Annotated in this window: 17 protein-coding genes; 1 reads left to right on the top strand and 16 read right to left on the bottom strand. The window is 74.1% G+C overall.

Annotation, left to right across the window (positions count from 1 at the left end; genetic code table 11):
* Nucleotides 1-3: 3 nt before the first annotated feature.
* The 3 genes from kdpA to AB0G14_RS30130 form a co-directional block, all read right to left on the bottom strand.
* Complete coding sequence (gene kdpA / locus AB0G14_RS30140) at nucleotides 4-1,659, bottom strand: potassium-transporting ATPase subunit KdpA (RefSeq protein WP_357703199.1); 1,656 nt, start codon at nucleotides 1,657-1,659, stop codon at nucleotides 4-6.
* On the bottom strand, nucleotides 1,659-1,748 hold the full coding sequence (gene kdpF, locus AB0G14_RS30135) for a K(+)-transporting ATPase subunit F (RefSeq protein ID WP_357703197.1): 90 nt from the start codon (nucleotides 1,746-1,748) through the stop codon (nucleotides 1,659-1,661). The genes kdpA and kdpF overlap by 1 nt, the downstream gene beginning before the upstream one ends.
* Before the next feature lie 288 nt (nucleotides 1,749-2,036).
* On the bottom strand, nucleotides 2,037-2,663 hold the full coding sequence (locus AB0G14_RS30130) for a response regulator transcription factor (protein ID WP_357703195.1): 627 nt from the start codon (nucleotides 2,661-2,663) through the stop codon (nucleotides 2,037-2,039).
* Nucleotides 2,664-3,106: 443 nt separating this feature from the next.
* On the opposite strand from AB0G14_RS30130, the gene AB0G14_RS30125 reads away from it, so the two are divergent.
* A complete protein-coding gene (locus AB0G14_RS30125; protein ID WP_357703193.1) occupies nucleotides 3,107-6,685 on the top strand; it encodes a BTAD domain-containing putative transcriptional regulator in 3,579 nt (1,192 codons plus the stop codon).
* Between the two features lie 146 nt (nucleotides 6,686-6,831).
* Here AB0G14_RS30125 and AB0G14_RS30120 read toward each other — a convergent pair whose 3' ends face one another.
* The 13 genes from AB0G14_RS30120 to AB0G14_RS30060 form a co-directional block, all read right to left on the bottom strand.
* Nucleotides 6,832-7,563: a hypothetical protein gene (locus tag AB0G14_RS30120; RefSeq protein ID WP_357703191.1), complete on the bottom strand. Its 732-nt coding sequence runs from the start codon at nucleotides 7,561-7,563 to the stop codon at nucleotides 6,832-6,834.
* Nucleotides 7,564-7,576: 13 nt separating this feature from the next.
* Nucleotides 7,577-8,989, bottom strand: a complete 1,413-nt coding sequence (locus AB0G14_RS30115) for a hypothetical protein (RefSeq protein ID WP_357703189.1) — start codon at nucleotides 8,987-8,989, stop codon at nucleotides 7,577-7,579.
* A gap of 91 nt (nucleotides 8,990-9,080) precedes the next feature.
* The gene (locus AB0G14_RS30110) at nucleotides 9,081-10,172 is read right to left on the bottom strand and encodes a hypothetical protein (protein ID WP_357703187.1); all 1,092 of its coding nucleotides are present in this window, start codon (nucleotides 10,170-10,172) and stop codon (nucleotides 9,081-9,083) included.
* A 257-nt stretch (nucleotides 10,173-10,429) separates the two neighbouring features.
* A complete protein-coding gene (locus tag AB0G14_RS30105; RefSeq protein WP_357703185.1) occupies nucleotides 10,430-10,579 on the bottom strand; it encodes a hypothetical protein in 150 nt (49 codons plus the stop codon).
* Nucleotides 10,580-11,094: 515 nt separating this feature from the next.
* Nucleotides 11,095-11,643 carry a phage tail protein gene (locus tag AB0G14_RS30100; RefSeq protein ID WP_357703183.1) on the bottom strand — a complete coding sequence of 183 codons (549 nt, stop codon included), beginning with the start codon at nucleotides 11,641-11,643 and terminating at the stop codon, nucleotides 11,095-11,097.
* The gene (locus AB0G14_RS30095; protein ID WP_357703181.1) at nucleotides 11,643-13,583 is read right to left on the bottom strand and encodes a putative baseplate assembly protein; all 1,941 of its coding nucleotides are present in this window, start codon (nucleotides 13,581-13,583) and stop codon (nucleotides 11,643-11,645) included. Before AB0G14_RS30095 ends, AB0G14_RS30100 begins: the two co-directional genes overlap by 1 nt.
* Nucleotides 13,583-14,011 (bottom strand): GPW/gp25 family protein, encoded by a 429-nt coding sequence (locus AB0G14_RS30090; protein WP_357703179.1) that lies wholly within the window; start codon nucleotides 14,009-14,011, stop codon nucleotides 13,583-13,585. Before AB0G14_RS30090 ends, AB0G14_RS30095 begins: the two co-directional genes overlap by 1 nt.
* Nucleotides 14,012-14,019: 8 nt before the next feature.
* Entirely contained in the window at nucleotides 14,020-15,948 is a 1,929-nt protein-coding gene (locus AB0G14_RS30085) for a phage baseplate assembly protein V (RefSeq protein ID WP_357703177.1), read from the bottom strand.
* Nucleotides 15,945-17,093 (bottom strand): phage tail protein, encoded by a 1,149-nt coding sequence (locus AB0G14_RS30080; protein WP_357703175.1) that lies wholly within the window; start codon nucleotides 17,091-17,093, stop codon nucleotides 15,945-15,947. The genes AB0G14_RS30085 and AB0G14_RS30080 overlap by 4 nt, the downstream gene beginning before the upstream one ends.
* A gap of 43 nt (nucleotides 17,094-17,136) precedes the next feature.
* Entirely contained in the window at nucleotides 17,137-17,622 is a 486-nt protein-coding gene (locus AB0G14_RS30075; protein ID WP_357703173.1) for a phage tail protein, read from the bottom strand.
* Nucleotides 17,623-17,723: 101 nt separating this feature from the next.
* A complete protein-coding gene (locus AB0G14_RS30070; protein WP_357703171.1) occupies nucleotides 17,724-20,489 on the bottom strand; it encodes a DUF4157 domain-containing protein in 2,766 nt (921 codons plus the stop codon).
* Nucleotides 20,490-20,541: 52 nt separating this feature from the next.
* Complete coding sequence (locus AB0G14_RS30065) at nucleotides 20,542-20,958, bottom strand: hypothetical protein (RefSeq protein ID WP_357703169.1); 417 nt, start codon at nucleotides 20,956-20,958, stop codon at nucleotides 20,542-20,544.
* The gene (locus tag AB0G14_RS30060; RefSeq protein ID WP_357703167.1) at nucleotides 20,945-21,301 is read right to left on the bottom strand and encodes a phage tail protein; all 357 of its coding nucleotides are present in this window, start codon (nucleotides 21,299-21,301) and stop codon (nucleotides 20,945-20,947) included. Before AB0G14_RS30060 ends, AB0G14_RS30065 begins: the two co-directional genes overlap by 14 nt.
* Nucleotides 21,302-21,333: the final 32 nt, after the last annotated feature.

Below are 21,333 nucleotides of genomic sequence, written 5' to 3'. Positions count from 1 at the left end.
GTGTCACAGCCCCTCAGCGAGGGGGCCGAGCGCGAGCGCAGGCAGGAAGGTCAACGCCACGAGGATCACCGTGACGCCGACGACCATCCCGACGAACAGCGGCCGGTGGGTCGGCAGAGTGCCCTCGGAGGCGGGCGTCGGCTGCTGGCGGGCCAGCGACCCGGCCAGAGCGAGCACGAGGATGATCGGCAGGAACCGGCCGAGCAGCATGCACAGCCCCAGTGCGGTGTTCCACCACGGCGTGCTCACGGTCAGGCCGGCGAACGCGGAGCCGTTGTTGTTGCTCGCCGAGGTGAACGCGTAGAGCACCTCGGACAGGGCATGCGGGCCGGTGTTGAGCGCGGTGGAGTTGTTGCCGGTGGCGAACGCCGCCGCCGTGCCGATCAGGACCAGCGCGGGGGTGACCAGGAAGTACAGCGACGTCAGCTTGATCTCGCGGGCGCCGATCTTCTTGCCGACGTACTCCGGTGTCCGACCGACCATCAGGCCGGCGACGAACACGGTGATCACGGCGAGGATCAGCATCCCGTAGAGGCCGGCACCGACACCGCCGGGGGCGACCTCGCCGAACATCATGTTGATCAGCGGCATCATGCCGCCGAGCGCGGTGTAGGAGTCGTGGAGGGAGTTCACCGCGCCGGTCGAGGTGAGCGTGGTCGCGGCGGCGAAGGTGGCCGAGTTCGACACGTCGAACCGGACCTCCTTGCCCTCCAGCGCCGCCCCGGCCGCCTGCGGCACCGTGCCGTCGCCGGCCACCTCGAAGACGTTGGTCAAGGCGATGCTGGCGATCGCCAGGACCGCCATCACGGCGGCGATCGCGTACCCCTGCCGGTTCTGCCCGACCATTCGGCCGAAGACCCGGGGCAGGCTGAACGGAATCACCAGGATCAGGAAGATCTCCAACCAGTTCGTCCAGGTGGTCGGGTTCTCGAACGGATGGGCGCTGTTGACGTTGTAGAAACCGCCACCGTTGGTGCCCAGCTCCTTGATGACCTCCTGGCTGGCCACCGGCCCGCCGGTGATGGTCTGGCTGCCACCGGTCAGGGTGGTGACCTCGGTGCCGGCGGAAAGGTTCTGCACCGCCCCGCCGATCATCAGAGCGAGGGCGCCGAGCACCGAGATCGGCAGCAGGATCCGCAGTGTGACCCGCGTCAGGTCGACCCAGAAATTGCCCAGGTCACCCGTGCGGCGGCGGGCGAACCCGCGCACCAGCGCGACGGCGACCGCGATACCGACGGCAGCGGAGACGAAGTTCTGCACCGCCAGCCCGGCCATCTGGACCAGGTGCCCCATGGCCGACTCACCCGAGTACCACTGCCAGTTGGTGTTGGTCACGAACGACACGGCTGTGTTCCACGCGCCGTGGGTCATCACCGGGTCGAAGCCGAGCGAGAGCCACAGGTGGTTCTGCAGCCGCATGAACGCGTAGAGGAACAGGATCGAGATGGCGGAGAAGGCAAGCACGCTGCGGGCGTACGCGCCCCAGGACTGCTCGGCGCTCGCGTCGACCCCGACCAGGCGGTAGATACCCCGCTCGACACGGAAGTGCCGCTGGCCGGACACCACGCGGAACATGTGGTCGCCGAACGGCTTGTGGACGGCGACCAGCGCTACCACGAGCGAGAGGATGAACAGCACTCCGGCTGTCGTCACGGCCATCAGAAGCGCTCAGGGAACAACAGGGCGGCCACCAGGAACACGGCCAGGCCGATCGCCAGCACCAGACCGATGACGTTGACGACGCTCACAGCTTCTCCACTCCCCTCACCACCAGGGCGAGAGCCGCGAACAGCCCTATCGTCAACACCACGAACACCACGTCAGACACGTCTGACTCCTCATTCCGGAACAGCTCGGCACGGCCGCCATCCGGCCGCGCCGAGCCATCACAACGCCACCCGCCCCTCACCGACAGGGGCTATCACGCGACCATCACGGCGATCCGGCGTTTCTTAACGCCCCTTTCACACCACCCGTTGATCGGGGTGATCCCGACCACCGTCGGCAGGGCCGATCACACCGGTTGACCCGAACAGTCAGATCAGGCCCTCGCGCACCGCGTACGCCACCGCGTGGGTGCGGTTGCGCAGCTGGAACCGCGTGGTGATGTCGTGCAGCACGTTCTTGACGGTCCGCTCGGAGTAGCTGAGCCGGGTGGCCACCTCCCGGGTGTCCATCCCATCGGCGACCAGCCGCAGCACCTGGCTCTCCCGGTGGGACAGCCCGTTGACGTCGATGCCGCGCGGGGCGAGCACCGTCTGCTGCAACCGGGTGACCTGCTTGACCAGCCGGCCGAGCACCTCCGGCGGCATCGCGGCACCCCCGGAGGCGGTGCTGACGACGAGCTGCGCCAGCCGGTGGCTGGTCGCCTCGGCCCGTGAGGCGAGGGCACGTACCCCCAGCTCCACGGCGGGGATCAGGGCCGTGTCCGACTCGACGGCGGCGACCAGCACGAAGCGCCGACAGCCCAGCCGGCGGACCGCCCGGATCAGGTCCAGTGCATCCTGGTCGAGCGTGTCGGCGGCGACCACGCCGACGGTCTCGGCGGTGATCCGATCCTCGGGGACGACCTCGATCTCCATCCGCCCGCGCAGGGCCGCGGTGACGCCGGCCGTGGAGATCGGGTCGGGGGTACGAATGTGTGCCTGCGCACGTCCGGTCATGACGGTTCCTTAGACTGTGGGGTCGAACGAGCATCGGGGTGTGCGACACGGTCGCCGGGTTGCGGGCCGGCCGTCGGGTCGCGGAGCGGTGGTGTCTCGGGTGACGGGCGGGACCAGCCGGCGATGGTGATCCGACCCGGCCTAAACGGTAGAGAACCCGGTGGCCCGGGGACTGGCGGCGCACTGGACGCGACCGGACGGCGATCCTGTCCATCGCCTCCCTGTCGAGCTGCGGAGTTGCCCGTCCGGGCAACGACGGGCTGGACGGGCACCGGCAGAAACCGGCAGAACGGCTACCCGGGCGGATCGTTTACGCTGCGTGCTCAGTCCGTCTACTCTCCACTGTGGCTAGTGGCGGCTGGTTGGATCATGGTCACCTGACCCCGAACCGGCAGAATCACGTGTCGGTGGTCGCCGGCCGAGCCGCGGAGGCGAACAGGAAGATGGCGGAAAACGGCGCTGAGCTGAGGCTCCGGCGGTTGCGCGCCGGGCTGACCCAGGAGGAGTTGGCCCGTCGGGCGGGGATCAGCGTCCGGGCGGTACGGGACATCGAACAGGGTCGGGTACGCACTCCCCGCCCGGAGTCACTGCGCCGTATCGCCGAGGCCGTCGGCCCGCCCGACCCGGAGCCACCCGGCCCGGAGCCGCCCGGCGCGACGGGGTCGCTACGCATCGGGGTGCTCGGTCCGTTGACCCTGCGGGTGGGCGCGGAGCCGGTCGCGCTGGGCTCGGGACGGCAGCGGATGCTGCTCGGTCTGCTCGCTCTGCATCCGGAGACGACCATCTCCCGACAGGAGATCGTTGACGTCCTCTGGGGCCACGATCCGCCGGACAGCTGCCTGAACCTGGTGCACACCTACGTGGCCCGGCTCCGCCGGGCGCTCGCCCACCCCGGCGGCGGGACGAGCGGCGGCAGGGCGAACGGCATTGCCGGGGCGGGCGGGAGAGTTGGGCCGACCAGCGGCGGCGGCCCGACGATCGTGCACGCCGGTGGCGGCTACCAGCTGCGCGTCGGCCCCCGGCAGCTCGACCTGACCCGGTTCACCGCCCTGATCGGTCGGGCCGAGGGCAGTGTGGCCGGTGACCTGCCGAGCCTGGACCGCCTGGCCGAGGCGCTGGCCCTGTGGCGGGGACCGGTCCTGACCGACCTCGGGCCCGGCCTGGCCCAGCATCCGACCGCCGCCGCCCTGAACCGCCGCTGGATCGCCACCGCCGTCACGTACGCCACGCTCGCCGTGGAGCTGGGCCTGCCGGACCGGGCGGTCCGCGAACTCAGCGCGGTGGCCAGCCACGAGCCGCTGCACGAGCAGGTGCACGCCCGGCTGATGCTCACCCTCGCCGCCTGCGGCCAGCAGGCCCGGGCGCTGACCCTGCATCGGAAACTACGGGACCGCCTCGCCGACCAGCTCGGGGTGGAGCCCGGCCCGGAGCTGCGCGAGGCGCAGCTGCGCATCCTCCGGCAGGACCTGCCGGTGATCGTGCCTCGGGCCGGGACGGCCGCCTCGGCTCCGCCCCGGCCGGTCGAGCCGGCACCGCCCCGGGTGCCCGACCACCGGCCGCCGGCCCAACTGCCGGCCGACGTCGCGCACTTCACCGGCCGGAGCAGCCAGATGGCCGCGCTCGACACCCTGCTGGCCGCGTCGACCGGCGCCAGCGGGCCGGTCGTCGTCGCCACGATCACGGGTATGGCCGGGGTGGGCAAAACCGCTCTGGCGGTACACTGGGCCCACCGGGTGCGGCAGCACTTCCCGGACGGGCAGCTCTACGTCAACCTGCGGGGCTACTCGACGGCCAACCCGGTCCGCGAGGGCGAGGCGCTCGCCGGGTTCCTGCACGCGCTGGGCGTGCCGGCCGAGCAGATCCCGGTCGACCCGGACCAGGCCGCCGCGTTGCTGCGTACCCTGCTCGACGGCCGCCGGATGCTGCTGGTGCTCGACAACGCGGCGAGCGCCGACCAGGTCCGACCGCTGTTGCCCGGCACCCCCGGCTGCCTGGCGCTGGTCACCAGCCGGGACCGGCTCAGTGGGCTGGTCGCGATCGACGGCGCGCGCCGCCTCCCCCTCGACGTGCTCACCGGGGCCGAGGCCAGCGCCCTGCTGACCCGGATCATCCCTGCCGACCAGGTGGCCGCCGCCCCGGCCGAGATCGCCGAGCTGGCGGAGGTGTGCGCCCGGTTGCCGCTGGCGCTGCGAATCGCCGCCGCCGACCTCATCGACCATCCGGGCCGGCCGATCAGTGCGCACACCGCCCGGCTCAGCGCCGGCAACCAGCTCGCCGGGCTGCGGGTCGAGGGGGACGACCAGGCCGCCGTCCGGGCGGCCTTCGACCTGTCGTACGCGGCGCTGCCCCCCTCGACCCGCCGGCTCTTCCGGCTGCTCGGGCCGGCGCCCGGGGCGGACGTGACCGTGCCGGCGGCCGCCGCCGTCGCCGCGGTCGACGAGGCCACGGCCGCGCGGGAGCTGGACCGGCTCGCCGCCGCGCACCTGGTGCAGCAGCCCCGCACCGGCCGGTACACCTTCCACGACCTGCTGCGGATCTACGCAGTGGAGCGGGCCACCGCCGAGGACCCGGCACCGGAGCTGCGCGCGGCGACCCGGCGGCTCTACGCCTGGTGCCAACGACGCGCCGAGGCCGCCGCGGCAGCGACCTACCCGCAGATGGTGCGCCTGCCGTCGAGCAGGGAGCTCGGCACCGACGACGCGGCGGGGTTCGCCTCGGCCGGCGAGGCGATGGCCTGGCTGGAGGCGGAACGCACCAACCTGGTCCGGGTCGTCGCGCACGCCGCCGAGCACGCGGACCCGGCCGCCTGGCGGATCCCCGACGCGCTGCGCGGGTACTACCAGTTCCGCCCGCACAGCGACGGCTTCCTGGCGGCGGCCCACGCGCTGCGCGCCGCGCAGACCGCCGGCGACGAGGCGGGCGAGGCCGCGAGCCGGCTGGGACTGGCCAGCCTGCACCTACGCCGCAGCGAGTACCGGGTGGGCCTGGAACACGCGACGGCGATGATCGACGCGGCCACCCGGGCGGACTGGCCCGAAGGGCTGGCGGCGGCGTACGGCACCTGCGGGTTGATGCACCTGCGGGCCGGGCGGCTGGCCGACGCGGCGGAGCTGACCCGGCGGGCGGTGGAGATCCACGAACGGCTCGGCGGAGCCGAGCGGTTGAGCACCAGTCTCGGCAACCTCGGGGTCATCTACCGCGACATGGGTCGGCTACGCGACGCCGAGGAGGTCTTCCGGCAGGGGCTGGCGCTGACCCGGCGTACCGGCATGCGGATGAACACGGGAATCAGCCTGAGCAACCTCGGGGACGTCGAGCACGCCCTCGGCCGGTACGACGATGCCCTGGCCCACCTCGGCGAGGCCCTGGAGGTGAGCCGGGAGACCGGTTACCGGCCGACGGAGGTGGAGAGCCTGCGGCGACTGGCCGCGCTGCACGTGCACGCGGACGACCTGGCCCGGGCGACCGAACTGGCCGAGGCCGCACTGGCCCTGGCCGAGCTGGTCGGCGACCCGCCCCAGCAGGCCGCCGCCCGCAACGTGCTGGGCATGGTGCACCTGCGGCGGGGAGACGGCGACGCCGCGGTGACGGAGCACCGGCGGGCGCTGGCGCTGGCCCGGGCCAGCGGTGCCCACGGTGAGCAGGCGGAATCGCTGATCGGACTGGCCGAGGTGCACCGACGGACCGCTCCGACCGAGGCGCTCGCCGTGGCGGGGCAGGCGTGGGAGGTGGCCCGGGCCGCCGGGTACCGGGTCTGGGTGGGCCACGCCCTGGTCACCAGGGCCGAGGCGCTGAGCGGCCGGGACCCGGTGGCGGCGGTACGGACGGCCCGCGACGCGCTGGCGACGCACCGGGAGACCGGCCATCTCCTCGGCCGGTTGCGCAGCCTGCGGCTGCTCGCCGGGATCGGCCCGGTCGCCGGCCTCACCGCCGCCGAGCAGACGGCGTACCGGCGGGAGGCCGACCGGCTCGACGGCCTCGGCCGGTGGCGGCCCGCCGGCCGGCCGCCCGGCGTCGGGTGACGCGGGACGGCCGGCGCGGTGCCGAGCCGGTGGGGCTGGCCGGCGCGGAATCGGCGGGGCCGGTCGGCGTGGGCCCGGTGGGGATCAGCCGACGCGGGGTCGGTGGAACCGGTCGGCGGTCCACCCGGGCGTCCCGGGCCGCCGCCTCAGACCAGGTCGAACTCGCGGGCCAGGTACTGGAACCTCTCGAGGGTGAGCACAGTGGCCAGGATCTGTTCGTCCTCGGCCGAGAGGTCGTCCACCTCGTCGTCGAGCACCTTGGCGAGGACCCGCCGGGCGGCGTCCGGGTCGACGTGGGTCAGCGGCTCCTGCCGCGCAGGGTCCGGCTGGTCGGCGGTTCCGGTCTCCGGGTCGAACCCGGCGGTCGGGTCGTACTCCGCCTCCGGGTGGTGGCCGACGGACGGGTCGAGCCCGGTGTCGTGCTCCTGGGGCGTCCACTGCTCCTGCCCGGTGGTCCACTGGTCCTGCTCGACCCACTGGTCCTGCCCGGTCCACTGGTCCTGTTCGTCGTCAGACTGTTCGTCGGCCTCCGGGTCCTGGTAGGCGGCGAGGGTCCAGGTCTGCACCACCCTGTCGATCACGCGCGCCATGTCCGCCGCCGGTTCGCCCAGCTCGTCCACGGCGAAGATCTCGGCCGGGGGCACGGAGCTGGCGTACTGGTAGACGGTGTCGTAGAAGTCGGCCAGCCACTCGTTGTGCTGGTACCAGTCCAGGTCGCCCCACTTCTCGCCGAGCAGGCCGGGCAGCAGCTCCCAGCTCGTCTCCGGCTGCCCGGCGAGGATCCGGCCGACGCTCACCGCCGTCCAGTTCAGGTAGAGGTACGCGTCCTCCAGGCTCGCCGGCCCGGTCGGGTCGAAGGTCTCCGGGTAGTTGCTCATCTCGGCTCCCCTGTCAGCCCGTCACGGTGAAGTACTTGTTGCTGTCCTCGTCGAGCAGGCGCAGCACCGGATTGCCGGACTGGTCGACGCCGAGCCGGAAGTTGCCGTTGTTGTCGTGGGACTGGGACTTGCCGACCGAACCCGCGTGCTGGGCCCGCCAGGTGATCTTCACCTGGGACCCGACCTGACCGTCGACCTCCTCGATCCGCGCGCCGAACCGCAGGGTCGACGTCTCGTGGAAGCGGTTCTTGATCGCCTTGATGTCGTACCTGGCCCCGTCCTCGCCGACCACGAGCGGATCACCCGCGACGGTGTCCAGCACGGTGAGCGACACGTCCCGGAAGCTGGCGTACCGGACCCCGTTCTGCTGGACGACCTGGCGGTTGCCGGCCTGGTCCGGGTCGGTGAAGTAGTGCACCAGGGTGTAGCGGAGCAGCAACAGGACCCTGATCTTGGTGCGGACCTGGCTGCCCAGCACGCCACCGTTGCGGATGTACTCCAGCCGCATCGCCCCCTGGCGGCCGTTCTGGCCCGCCCGGGCCACCACCCCGTTGGCGACGGCGCTGTCGACGGTCAGGGTGTTCGGGCCGTTGAGCTGGTCGAATCCGATCACCCGCAGGCCGGCGTGCTCGTGGGCGGCGAGCGCGTTCGCGTCCTGCCCGGCGCTCCGGATGATCTGGGTGGCGGTGAGCAGGGACATCCGGCCGGTCGGGGCGTTGACCGCGCCGATCAGGCTCGGCCGGTTGTGCACCCGTCCGCTAAGCGGCGTGATGCGGAAGTGCTTCTCGGTCCGTCCCTCGCCGGGGGCGATCTCCAGCAGGCCGTTGCTGTGCACCAGGAACGCGCCGACGTCGTTGTGGTTCAGCGCGAGCGTGGCCCCCATGACGGTCTTGGCCTGGTGCTGGACCCGGTAGTTGATCCGGAAGTGCGGCAGCCCGCTGGTGATCGGCGTGGTGTCGAAGACGAGGCTGCCGACCTCGTTGAACTTGTTGAACGGGTTCCGGCCCCGGCCGGTGGCCATCAGCGAGATGCTCAGTCCCGAGATGCCCCACATCGGGTAGTCGGCGAGCGCGTTCAGGTGGCGGGTCTTCAGGTGCTGGCCGGCCTTCGGCACGTAGTCGAAGGTGGTGAACCGCACCAGCAGTTCCACGCAGACCCGCTTCCGGTCGGTCACCCCGACCTTGCCCCGGCGCAGGTAGCGCAGCCAGTACACGTGGTCCACGGACTGGCTGCCCCGCACCATGACGACCTGCTTGTCCCCGAGTGGGTTCGGCGACGCCAGCATGTCCAGCGGCATCTCCTTCTCGAAGCGGGCGTCGTTGAAGCCGGTGACCTGGAACAGACCTTCGGTCAGTCCCCGTGCCTGGCCGGTGACGAACCCGGTCAGGCCGGCGGTGGTGTTCAGTACGATGGCTGCTTCTGCCACGGACGTACCTCCGTCTCAGGTGGACCGCCGGACGGGTGACCGACGGTGGTGGTCGGGGTGGTGGTGCGGTGGACCGCGCCGCCGGGGAGCGTCACTCCCGGGCGAAGAACTCGAGTTCGCTGACGGCCACGTCGGTGCCCTTCTCCGCCCGGTACACGTCGGTGACCTGGATCTGCACGCTGGTGACTCCCTTGGCGGCGGTCAGCGTGAGGGTCTGCGGCTCGCCGGTGTCCTGCACGGTCACGGTGTCCGAGCGGTTGGTGGACCAGACCAGGTGCAACTTCGCCGGTCGGTGCGAGGCGGTGTAGTCCTCCGCCGTCCCGGCGATGACGATGAGCCGTTCCAGGTCGACCTCGGCGCCGAAGCGCAGGGTCACCGTGGGCGGCTGTTCGGCGTCCCAGCGGACCTGCCAGTGCGTGTTGCGGTACTGGTCGACGGTGAGGTCCGGGCCGTGCTCGGCGACCGACGTGCTGCCGGTCACCTCCACCGGCCGGGCCGCCACGAACCGGGGGTTGAGCTTCCGGTCGACCCAGGCGCGGGCGTCGTGCACCGGCGGCATCACGACCGCGTTCACCCGTTCCCGCAGCGGCGGATAGATCAGGTACGCGATACCGAGCGCGAAGAGCAGCACCGCGGCGACCCCGTTCGCCCGCTGGTAGACGCGATGGAGCACACCGACGACACCGCCACCCGAGCCACCGCCCGGGGCGCCGGGACGGGTGCCCGCCGCTGCGACCTTCGGGCCACGCCGGAACAGCAGCCGTTGCCACCACCGGCGGCGGACCACCTCGGCGGTACGCAGCGAGTCGCCGCAGCGGCTGCAGAACCGGCGGGTCGGCGGGTTGCCCTCGCCGCACTCGCCGCAGATCAGGTCACCCGGTTCCAGCCGGCGGGTGGGAGCGCGTCGGCCGGTCGTGGCCGTCCGGGGCCGGACCGGCTGGGGCGTCACCTCCTCCGGTTCGGAGCCGACCGGGCCACCGGCACGGGGCCGCCCGGACGTCCGGCCGATGGTCGTCCGCCCGGCCCGGCTGGCCGGGTCCTCCTCGGTCGCCACCAGTGGGCTGGTGTGCGGCGCGGCGAGCGCGCGCCGGGGACGCGGTGCCGGGACGGGCTCCTGGTCCGGATCGTCGGCCCGGCCCGCCCCGTCGGTCGGTTCTGGCGCGGCCGACCCGACGGCGGTCACCTCGACCGCGTCGACCGGTTCGTGGTCCGGATCCGCTCCGGCCGGCCGGGACGGCCCGGCAGGCCCGGCATCGGTCCCGGGCCCGTCAGCGCTCCCGGGTTCGCCGGAGGCAGGCCGCGCCGGGCCGGGCGGTGGTCCGTCGGGCACGCCGGGCCGGGTGCCGGCGGGGCGCTCGACCGGTCGGGGCAACCGTGCGTTGGCCACCCCCGGTGGCGGTGGGGGCAGGTGGCGCGGCGGCCCACCCGTACCCGGCGGCCTCACGCCCACGCCCGGCGGAACAGCCGGGGCGGAACGAAGCCCCGGGACCGCACCACCACCGGTGCCGGGCGGGCCCGGACGAACACCCGGAACGCCCGCGCCACCGGTCCCCGGCGGACCGGGACGGACAGCCGGGGTTGCGGGGCCACCGGTTCCCGGTGCCGGGATCCCCGGCGGCACCGCCCTCGGGCCGACGGTGCCGGGCCCGGGGCGACGTGGGACCGCCGGGCCGGTGCCGGGCGGGCCGGGACGCACGCCCGGGGGCGTTCCGGGACCGCCGCCTGCCGGCGGACCGGGACGGGACACCCCGGGCGGGCCGGGACGGAGACCGGGCGGCGCACCCGGGCGGCCGGTGCCGGGTGCGCCCGGTCGGGTCCCACCGGGTCCACCGGGCAACCCCGGGGCACCGCCCAGCCCGGGACGGGCCCCCGGTCCCCGGGCGGAGCCGTCCGAGACCCGGACCACGCCCTGGTCGACCGGGGAACCGCCCGGGGCCGGCGCGATCACGCCGGCGATGCGTTGCAGCAGGGTCGGACGCAGGCGCTGCTCGGGCTCGGGCTCGGGCTCCACGGTGACCTTCGGCGTGGTCTTCTCGCCGGTCCACTCGAGAAAGCTCCCGCAGGAACCGCAGAAGGTGTCCGCGTCACCGTTGTGGTTGCCGCACTCACGACAGACGATCACGGCCGAGCACCTCCAGGGTCGTCGCGACGTGGGCCGGCACGGCCGCGCGGATCAGCTCCTCCAGGGCGTGCCGGGCGACCCGGTCGGGTTCGGCCGCCCGGACGCGGACGTGCAGCCGGGCCGGCGGGACCGGCCCGGTGTGCGATCGCGGGTGGGTCGACCAGGAGACGTCGGCCGAGTCCACGACCTCCACCTCGCCGTCGGTGGCCAGCTCCAGCAGCATTCGGAGCCCGCGCGCGGTGCCCCGTAGCCGGTGCGCCGCGGCCGCGGCCGCGACCATCGCGCGCTGCCGCTCGACCGGCCAGTTCTCGTCCAGGTGCGCACCGACCCACTCGCCGAGCCAGAGCAGGAGGTCCGGCGGCGTCAGCCACGGATCGAGGTACGCGTCGAGGCAGTCCAGGGTGGAGACGACCGGGGCGAGCACCTGGTCCAGGGCCTCGGTCCAGCGGACCAGCAGGTCGTCCTCCTGCAACAGGGCGGGTAGGAACCCGGCGACCGGGTACGGCATCCGCACGTCGACCAGGCCGCGCATCAGTGCTCCTCCACCCGGAGCTGGTGGTCGAAGGAGAAGACGAGGCTGTCCGGCTCCAGGTCGATCCGGCCCGCCTCGGCGCCCCGTTCCCCGGTCACCGGGTTGGCGGTGAACAGCCTCAGGTCCTCCACCAGCTCCACGCCCCGGACCCCTTGCAGCACGGCGAAGAGTTCCCCGGCCTGCACCGGGCGGCCGAAGGGCCAGCCCAGCCCGTCCGGGCCGCCGCCGGACAGCGGGCTGAGGAAGCCGTAGAGGGCGGCCAGGCCGTCCTCGCGGACCCGGTCGACGCGGACCCGGGGCCGGGCGACCACCCGGGCCACCACGGTCACCCCTCGGTAGCGGGGCGGCTCGACGACCGCCCGGGTACCGATCAGCCGGGTGGCGTCCAGCCGCTCGGCCACCCGCGTCAGACTCGTCTCGGCCGGGATCAGGTCCTCCAGCCGCAGCCGGCCCCGGTCGGTCGGGGCCGCCGGCACCACCAGGATCCGGGCCACCGGCGGGCCGTCGCCGTCGCTCGCTACGCAGCGCACCCGGGCCAGTTCGGGGGCCGCCTCGCGGGCGAGCACCTCGTGGTCCTCGGCGGTGACCGCGCGGTCCCGGCTGCGCAGCGTCAGCGGACCCCGGCGGCGGGCCTCGTCCAGGGTCTCGCCGTCCACGCCGCCGCTGGCCGGGTGGCGGTTCTCCACTCCGGCGACGTACGGGACGCTGGTGCGTAGCGCGCGGACCGCGCTGGCGGCGACGTTGCCCCGGCTGCCACCGCCGACCGCGTAGCGGCGCAGCCGCAGCCGACTGCCCCGGGGCGGCACGGCACCGTGGCGGCGCAGCGTGCCGTCGGGCTGCCGGACCGCCGGGCCGAGCACGACCTCCCCGGCCACCCCGTCGAGCAGGAAGTGCCGGTCGTCCGGGCCGCTGGCGGCGAAGTGGCGGACCGGGGTCCACGGCTGCCAGCCGTCGTCGGAGCCGACCTCGAGCACCGGGTCGCCGAGGTTGGTCAGCACCGGCCGGCGGGACAGCGGGAAACGCTGGCCGGGCACCCCCTCCGAGTCGCCGAGTTCCTCGTCGTCGACCAGGTCGGCGTGCACCGCCTCGGTGCTGCCGCCCACGGTGTTGGCGGCCAGACCGAGGATCACCGGGGTGGCGCGGTAGGCCGGCTGGCCCTCCTCGGGCTCCACCACCCGGGCGCGCAGCCAGCCGGCGAGGACGCCGTCGACCAGGGTGGCCTGGTGTCCCTCGGGTACGTGCAGCAGGAGCGCCCCGGGCCGGTTGAGCGCGCCGGTCTCGTCCAGGCTGACCTCGCACTCCCGCCAGCCGTCGGCGGCCCGCGCCTCCCAGCGCAGCGGAGGGTGCTGCGGGTTGACCCCGACGCCGTCCACCCGGCCCTCGAACTCCAGCCGCACCGCGCAGCCACCGACCGGCCGGTCCAGGCCGACCAGCAGTTCGTCGCCCGGCCGGGGCACGGCGGAGAACGCGGCCACCGGGCCGCCGAGTTCCAGGGCGGCGGTCTGGTCGGTGGTCCCGTCGGCGGTGCGGACACGTAACCGGGTCAGGGCGCAGGGCGGCACGGTGAGGTCGGCCAGGGTGGTGAAGACCAGCGGGTCGTCGCCGTCGGCGACGGTGACCGCCCGGGTGCCCGCCGGGACGACCTGGGTGGCCCGGGCCGGCGTGGAGAGCCAGAACGTCAACGAGGTCCGGGCCGCGGTGGGCGGCACCAGGCGCACCCCGATCAGCTCCAGGAACTTCACGTAGAGCCGGTCGGGCACCCGGTTGAGCCGGTAGACGAGCTGGTCGGTCAGGGACGCGAAGGTCTCGATCAGGGTCACGCCGGGGTCGGCCGGGTGCAGGTCGGTCCACTCCGGGCAGCGGTCGGCGATCAACCGACGCGCGTCGGCGACCAGGTCGTCGTAGGTTCGGTCGTCGAGGGCGGGGGCGGGCAGCGCCATCAGTTCGGCACCTCCGCCCCGGCCGGGGCCTCGCCACCGGGCGACGTTCGCAGGTCGAGCTGGAGGCTGTGCGGATCCTCGGTGCCGCGAACCCGGTAGCGGATGTCGATGTGCAGCAGCCCGTCGCCGCCGGCTGGGTCGTCGTAGACGGCGACCTCGTCGATCTCGGCCCGGGGTTCCCACCGTTCCAGCGCGGTACGGATCTCCACCGCGACCGCGCGGCGGGTCACGGCGGTGGCCGGCTCGAAGACGAAGTCGCGCAGCCGGGAGCCGAACTCCGGCCGCATCGGGCGTTCGCCCGGGTAGGTCGCCAGGATCACCTGCATCGCCTGCTCGAGCAGGGCGGTCCCGCTGACCGTGGCGAGCCCGCCGTGGGGCTGGACGCGCAGAGGAAAGGCACACCCGGTGCCGATGACGTCGGCCTGCATGGCACTCCTCAGTTGAGCTGGATGGGTTTGCCCTTGATGGCGGTCGCCGCGGTGCCGCTGATGTTGATCTGCGTACCGTCGATGTCGACCGTCTTGGCCTTGAGCTTCAGGCTGGTGCCGCCGTCGAGGGTCATGCTGCCGCCGGGCCCGGCCTTGATCTCCACGGCGGTCTGCCCGGTGCACTCGATGACCAGCTTTCCGGGTCGGTCGGGGGCGCAGCGCAGGGTCACCTCCCCGGCCACCTGGTCCATGGCGAGGGCGAGCTTGTCGCCCTTGGTGCCGAGGACGACGTTCGCGGCGGTGGGCTGGCCCTTGCCGCCGGGCGGCACCTCGTCGTGGAAGACCAGCCGGTTGCCGGACGGCGAGAGCAGCCCGCGTCGGATCACCGAGCCGGTCTGACCGACCGACTTGACGCCGCTGGCACCCGGTTTCGTCGACGAGGTCTGTGCGCCGTCCAGGCCGTACCCGGTGTGCCGGCTGGGCAGGCTGCCCAGCACGTACGGGCGGCGTACGTCGCCGAACTCGAAGGCCACCAGCACCTGGTCGCCCGGCTCGGGAACGAAGAACGCCCCGGCGACCGGACCGGCGAAGAGCTGCCCGACCGGCGCCCAGTCGGTCTCGTGGTCCGGCGACAGCCAGGGCAGGGCGAGTTTCACCCGGCCCAGGTTCCGCGGGTCCCGGACGTTGCTGACCACCCCGCAGACCACCCCGTCGATCCGACCTGACCCGGTTCCGCCGCCGGTGTCGGCGGCGCCGGTGAGGCCGAGCAGCGACCGGTCCTGGGTGCCGCCGACGGTGAACTCGGTCCGGTACCCGTCGGCGGTCTCGTCGAAGACGTGCCGGGCGGCGCTGAGCGTCCAGGTGCCGGCGAACGGCGCCGGTACCCCGTCCACCCGGATCGCCCGGCCGGCGACCAGCCGGGCGTCGCCGAGCGCCTCCCCCTCGGCCTCGGCGAACGAGCCACCGAGGCCGGCCGCCAGGCTCGCCGCCACCTGCCGGACCGCGCCGTCGGCCCGGTCCGGGACGGGCAGGCCCCGGCCGACCAGGACGTGCGCCCGGGGGCCCGGGGCCGGCCCGACGTCACCGACAGCGCTGTTGCCGGTACGCGGAGCCGGGGCGGCGCGGGGCACGAAGGCATCGACGGCAGCGGCCGGGGTCCGGCCCGCGCCCAGGTTCACCCCGTCGGCGGTGGTCGCGGTACGGCTGGCGACCACCGTCGCCGCGACCGGGTCCCAGGCCCGCACCTCGACCTCGGGGGCGAGGTTGCCGGCGGTGACCCGGGGCAGGAAGCGGCGCAGGTTGCCCCGGAAGGTCAGCGGCAGCGGGGTGCCGGCCCGGCTGGCGGTGGCGGCCCGCCGGAAGTGGAACCGGTCGCCGTCGGCGCCGACCTCGTAGCCGAGTTCCCGGGCCCGGCCGGTGAGGAACTCCCAGTCGGTCTGATCGACCTGGGCGACATGGGCCAGCGTGCCGCCGGTGGCGTCGACGGTGCCGACGGTGAACTTGGCGGCGGTGGCGACCTGGCGGGCGATGTCGGAGTCGGACTGGTTGAGGAAGGTACGGGTCCGGCGGACCCGGTGCAACCGGTGGTCGTGGGTGTAGCCGCGCACCACCACGTACGCGGTGAGGTCGACGAAGCGGCCCTCCAGGGCGGTCACCTCGCCACTGATCAGCCGGTGCTCGGCCGAGCCGTCCTGGGTGGGGCCGAAGACCTGCACCGCCGTGCCGAGCTGCAGACCGGCCCGGGTGAGCACGTCACCGTCCAGGTCGGCGAAGGTCAACTCGAACATGTCCGGCAACCAGAGCTGGGTGTCCACCACCACCCGGACGAGACCGGCGGCGACCGGTGCCGGCAGGTTCCGGCCGGCCGCGCCGGTGGTGACCCGGGGGCGCAGGGCGGTCGTACCCCAGAGCAGGTGGTGCCGGTCGACGGCGCTCATCGCCGCGCCCCCGGCGTCGGCACTCCCCCGGCACCGCCACGGGTCTGGGCCCGGGTCGGGTCGTCGATGCCGCTCGCCGCGGCCCGTTGCCGCCACTGCGCCGGGTCGGTCCACACCGAGCGGGGCGGTGCAGGGGCACCGGACTGCCTGGGGAAGATCTCCCCCTCGAACACGACCAGGTCCAGGGTGGCCTGGGCCCGGATCGGCTGCCCGTCCCCGTCGAACCGGGTGAGGTTGACGTTCAGCATGCTCAGCTTGACCGTCATGGAGAGCTTGCCCCAGGTGAAGGTGAGATCGGGCAGCGCAGCCTCGCTGGCGGTGCGGTTCTGGTCCTCGGTGGTGGGCGTTCCGGAGAAGGCGATCAGCTTCTGCACGTCCTGCGCGACGCCGGGCCCGACCAGGAGCACCTCCCCCGCCGACACCCGCAGCGCGGTGTCCGAGGCGATCACCAGGCCCTTGCCCTGCCCGACGAGCTGGCTGGCCCGGGAGGATCGGGTGATGTTCATCTTGGTCGGGTTGTAGGCAAAGGTGACCGTGCCGATCGTCGGCGACGACAGCGACGCCGTCGCCGCCCGGACCTGGAGGTCGGGGAAGAAGCCCTCGTGTACCAGTTCCAGGCGCTCCACCGCCACCTGGTTGGTGTCGGCGGAGAGGTCCGGTCCGGACCACGAGGACGGGCGTACGCCGTAGAGCAGCCAACTGTCGACCGGTTCGCCGTCGGCGTCGAGCAGGGTGACCCGGGCGGTGGTCCGGGTGTCGTCGCCGGTGCCGTCCCGCCAGGAGCCCAGGACGTCGACCAGCCAGCGCTGCAACCGCGCGGAGTGCTCCCGGTGGACGGCCCGTTCCAGCACGATCGGCGGGTAGCTGACCTCGCCCGGCAGGTGGTACTGGCCGACGTGGTCCCCGCTCACCCGGACCACCTCCGGCTTGAAGTCGGCCCGCAGGCCCCGGCAGGAGCGCCAGAGGCCGAGTTGGACGCCGCCGATGGTCACCTGGAATCGCATGGCGAGGCCGAGCTTGTCGGTCCGCCGGACCCCGGGTCCGCTGCGGAACAACTGCGCCAGGCCGCCGGAGGCCAGCCCCTGCGCGGTCTGGTTCGGGTCGCCCAGCATCCCGCCGAGCTGCCCCGCGGAGATCGTCGCCATCACTGCTCCGTTCGTGGTCTGGCTGCGGTGGTGCAGGGCCGGGTCAGAGCGAGAACGAGACGTCGTCGTCGAGGAAGCCGGTGTGGGCCAGCTCCAGGGTCTCCACGGCGACCCCGGCCCGACTCGGGTCGAGTTCGGACACCGACCAGCCGACTGGGAAGAAGTGCTTCAACTCCCAGCCGACGATCTTGATGCCGAGTCTGTCGACGAGCTGGATGCTGCCGCTGAGCGGCTGGTACCGCCGGGCCTGCTGGCAGAGCCACTCCTGCACCACCTGAGAGTCGAAGCAGACCGCCCGGCTGAGTCGGATCCGGCTGTAGGTCGGCGCGCCCACGAAGGTGTGGACGTCGTTGCTGTCCCCGGCGCGGTACTCGCAGACCTGCCAGGTCACGCCGAGGCCGGAGACCCGGGACCAGGAGCCGAGGTTGTATCGCTCGTCGTCGATGACCACCAGGTACCGGTGGTTGACTCCGGTGACCTCGAAGAAGCCGCCCATGAACCGGGCCGCGGTGGAGAGACCGCCCGCCATCGTTCCGTACCTCCTCGTCGTCTGCGTCGTCGTGCTGGTGGGTCGCGCGTTTCCGGTGCGGTGCTCCGGTGTCGGGTGTTCCTCGGTCGGGCGTCGTCGGGTCAGGGAGACCGGGCCAGTCGTCCGCCGCGTTCCCGGTCGACCAGCAGTTCCTGTCGGAGCCGGCCGCGCAGCCGTCCGTAGAGGCGTCCGGCCAGCTCCTCCAGGTCGTCCGCGTTGTCCAGGTTCACCGTCCGCCCCGGCAGCCGGTCACCGAGCCAGGACCGCAGGGACGTGGTGTCCCGGTCGAGGCGAGCCGTGGCGGCCTCCTCCCGCTCCGTCGCGGTACGCAGCTCCTCGCGGAGTCGCTCCACCGCGTCGCGGACCTCGGCGAGGCGGCCGGCACTCCGGTCGAACGCGGGCGGGGCGGTCGCGGCGGCCACCTCGGCCCGTAGCGCCGCCAGGGTCGTCTCCGGCACAGGCTCGGACGACCCGACCTGCTCGGCCCCTTCCTGCCGGTTCACCTCGGCCCGCACCAGGTCACGCAGGTCGGCCAGGGCGTCGGCCGAGCCCCCCACGGGTGCCCGCTGGACCGGGTGACCCGTCGGGGCCGGGCCGACGGGACCGGCCCGCCAGCTCAGCCCGCCGTCCGGCGTCACCCCCCAGGCGCCCCCAGCGGACGTCGAGGTCGGTCCGGCGGGGACGGCCGCACCACCGGCCACCAGGGGCACCGTCGGGGACAGCGGGCCCACCCCGTTCGGCGTGGACGCGTCGCCGAAGGCGTGCTCGGCGGCCAGGGCACGTGCCTCCAGGTCACGTCCGGCGGCCGTCGACTCCGCCGGGGTCGTCCCGCCGAGCACGCGCTGCTGCACGACGTGGGCCAGCTCGTGGGCGAGCAGGGCCCGGGCGGGCGGCGCGTCGAGCGGGCCGGCCTCCGCCGGCAACAGGACCTCGCCGTTCCGGGTGGCGGCACGGGCATCGGCCTGCCGTACCTCGGCGGTGGCCTCGGGACCACGTCGGACCGGCACGCCCGAGACGTCGACGCCGTACCGGCGGCGGAACCCGTCCACCAGTACGGTGGGCACGGGCTCGCCGGGAAGCCCCTCAGCCGGTGCGGCCGGGAGTACCCGGGACGACGGGTCCGGGTAGCGCGGCGGCACGGCCGGTGGGTGCCCCGGCCGGGCGGGCGGCGCGTTGTCCGGCGGATCACCACCGGTCAGGTCGTTTCGCGATCTGCGCTCCGGCGTCGCCGGCTCCCCATCGATCCCGGTCACCGGAGACGACCGACGGAACGGACCGCCCGCAGTGGACGGCACGGCTGTTCCGGAGGTGATCCGGTCGTCCGTGGCCGGTGCCGGTCCGGTGCCGGTTGCCGGCACCGGCCGCGGGTCCGCGACCACCGGCGTACCGTTGGCGGGCCCGGCCAGGGGCGCCGGGCGCCACGCGGGCGGGGTGGGCGTGCCCGGGGTGGACGCGCCCGACGTCGGTTCCGTCCCGGTGGGACGCGGATCGGCGTACGCCGCGACGCTGGGGGGGATCGGGAGCTGTGGGGCACCGGCGATCGGCTCCCCCGCGTCGCCGGGCACCGCGCCGCTGGTGGGCACCGGACGGCTGACCGGCGGTGGGCCGGTGACCGACACCGCACCGCCGACCGGTGGTGGACCGGGAGGTTGGGTCGGGAGTTCCGTGCGGATGACCGATGCCGGCATTCCGGTCGTGACGGGTGGCAGCGGCGCCGGCCGTTCCCCGCTGCCGACTGATGAGGTGTCCGTACGCCGGGTCAGGAACCGGGCCGGCGACAGCGCAGCTTGGTCACCCGCCGGACGGATGGCGGCCCCACCCTGCGTCACGGCGACCGGGCCACCTGCCGACGGGTCGTCCGGTCCGGCGGTCGACCCGGGCGGCGGGTCTTCGGCCGGGTGCGGGGCGGTGTTCGTCGCGGGTACTGCTGCCGGGCGGTCCACCGGGGCGCTCGCCGCGTCCACCGGCCCTACCTCCGTCGTGGGGGTGACCGGCCTGTCCTCCCCCGCCGGAGCCGGGCGGGGCGGTGTGCGCCGGGCGGACCGGGCACGGGAGACCACCTCGACCGGGCGGACCGCCCGACCGTCCGCCGTTGCCGAGCCGGCACCGAGTTGCCCGCTGTCGGGCGGCGGATCGGTGGCACGCGGTGCGGTCTCGCCCCGCTGTCGCACGGCCCCCGGCGTGCCGGCCGGGCGGGCCGCCTCCGCCGCCCGGGTGGCCTCCGCCGCGAGGTAGACGTCCTCGAAACCGGGGGGCGGCCAGACGGGCGCGATCGGCAGTCCGACAGCGGCGAACCGGGTGGCGGTCCGGGTTGTCGCCTCGTCATGCCCGGCCGGGCCACCGTCGCGCGCCGGTCCGGTGGCCGGGTCCAGGTCGGGCTTCAGGCTGCTGGCCCGGTCCGGATGGTGCTTCAGGCCGGTGGCCGGGTGCAGGTCGTCGTTTCCGGTCAGCGGGGTCCCGTGGGTGGCGGCCGGGACGACCGGCGCCAGCGTGCGGGGCGCGTCCACCGGGCGGCCGGTGTGCTCGGTGAGCAGCGGTGCGGCGACGGGCCCGGCGGACCGGAGGACGGCGGCGGCGCCAGCGGCCCCGTCGGAGAAGGCCGGCCCGGACGACGGGACACCCGCCACCACCGGGGGCGGGGTGATCGTGACCATGGCCGGGACGGGTGCCACGGTCAGCAGGGGCGCGGCGGCTCCGGCCCACTCCCGAGCGGCGTACGCCGCCAGCGGCACGGGCACCCGCGCCAGCGGGGCGTCCGCCAGCGACGACCGTCCCCCGGCGGGCGGCACCGACGCCGGGACGGACGCCTCGGCGGCCGGCTGGCGGCTCGGCCGGAACAACCGGCGGGGCCGGAGGGGCCAGGCCATCCCCCACCTCCTCAATCAGATCAGGGACCGGTTCGTGGTCGGGACGGCTGGGTCAGGCTCCCGCCGGCAAGGCGCCGGCCAGGTCCACCGCGAACTCGTCCCCGCAGTGCGGGCAGGTGACCTCCGCGCCGGTGCGCCCCTGCTGGTTGACCCGCCGGTAGAGGTCCTGGAGGAAGGCCAGGTCGGAGGCGAAGAGCCGCTCGATCACCGTGGTGTCGACCGGCTGCACCGCACCGATCCGGGTCACCGTCCGGGCCAGCAGCAGCACGCTGAGGTACGCCGGGTTCTGCCGTACCCGGGGATCGCCCTGGGGGTTGATCTCGTCGCGGGCCGTGGCGAGCCGCAGGACGCCCTGCCGGTGCACCGTGCCCCGGTCGTCGACCAGCCCACGGGGCAGCACGAACGGGAACTCGGTGCGCAGGCCCGCCGCCGGTCCGGCGGCGGGCTCGGCGAGGTCAGATCCGCGCATTGAAGTCGAACAGGTCGTCGCACATCAGCGTGACCGTCTGGTAGACGATGTCGGTCGAGCCGGCCTTGACCCCGCTGACCTCCACCTTCGCCGGCCAGGCGTTGGTCATCATGTAGGTCAGCCGGGCGTCGCCGTTGAGGTCGTCACCGGGCCCGTAGAGCTTCAGCGCGCAGTCCCGGTACGCGTCGTACATCAGGTTGCGCACCTTCTGGTGCCAGAGCCAGAGGTCACCGTTGAGGTCGAGTCCCCGCTTGAGGGTGACCGTCGGCGGCTTGGTCCGGCCGTGACTGGTCAGGTGCTCGTCGGCGGGTCGGCTTGACCTGGGGCGTTCGGGTTGGATCATGGTTGGGTGTGCGGAACGCCGTCGATCGTGGA

Source organism: Micromonospora sp. NPDC023814, from assembly GCF_040639595.1.
In the GTDB taxonomy this organism is placed as follows: domain Bacteria; phylum Actinomycetota; class Actinomycetes; order Mycobacteriales; family Micromonosporaceae; genus Micromonospora.
Note: the sequence above shows the minus strand (reverse complement) of the source record. Positions and strands in the feature narration are given on the sequence as shown.

Coding starts and splice junctions, on each gene's coding strand:
- kdpA (WP_357703199.1), bottom strand. CDS start 1,659: ATGGCCGTGACGACAGCCGGAGTGCTGTTCATCCTCTCGCTCGTGGTA.
- AB0G14_RS30130 (WP_357703195.1), bottom strand. CDS start 2,663: ATGACCGGACGTGCGCAGGCACACATTCGTACCCCCGACCCGATCTCC.
- AB0G14_RS30125 (WP_357703193.1), top strand. CDS start 3,107: ATGGCGGAAAACGGCGCTGAGCTGAGGCTCCGGCGGTTGCGCGCCGGG.
- AB0G14_RS30120 (WP_357703191.1), bottom strand. CDS start 7,563: ATGAGCAACTACCCGGAGACCTTCGACCCGACCGGGCCGGCGAGCCTG.
- AB0G14_RS30100 (WP_357703183.1), bottom strand. CDS start 11,643: ATGCGCGGCCTGGTCGACGTGCGGATGCCGTACCCGGTCGCCGGGTTC.
- AB0G14_RS30095 (WP_357703181.1), bottom strand. CDS start 13,583: ATGGCGCTGCCCGCCCCCGCCCTCGACGACCGAACCTACGACGACCTG.
- AB0G14_RS30090 (WP_357703179.1), bottom strand. CDS start 14,011: ATGCAGGCCGACGTCATCGGCACCGGGTGTGCCTTTCCTCTGCGCGTC.
- AB0G14_RS30085 (WP_357703177.1), bottom strand. CDS start 15,948: ATGAGCGCCGTCGACCGGCACCACCTGCTCTGGGGTACGACCGCCCTG.
- AB0G14_RS30080 (WP_357703175.1), bottom strand. CDS start 17,093: ATGGCGACGATCTCCGCGGGGCAGCTCGGCGGGATGCTGGGCGACCCG.
- AB0G14_RS30075 (WP_357703173.1), bottom strand. CDS start 17,622: ATGGCGGGCGGTCTCTCCACCGCGGCCCGGTTCATGGGCGGCTTCTTC.
- AB0G14_RS30070 (WP_357703171.1), bottom strand. CDS start 20,489: ATGGCCTGGCCCCTCCGGCCCCGCCGGTTGTTCCGGCCGAGCCGCCAG.
- AB0G14_RS30065 (WP_357703169.1), bottom strand. CDS start 20,958: ATGCGCGGATCTGACCTCGCCGAGCCCGCCGCCGGACCGGCGGCGGGC.
- AB0G14_RS30060 (WP_357703167.1), bottom strand. CDS start 21,301: ATGATCCAACCCGAACGCCCCAGGTCAAGCCGACCCGCCGACGAGCAC.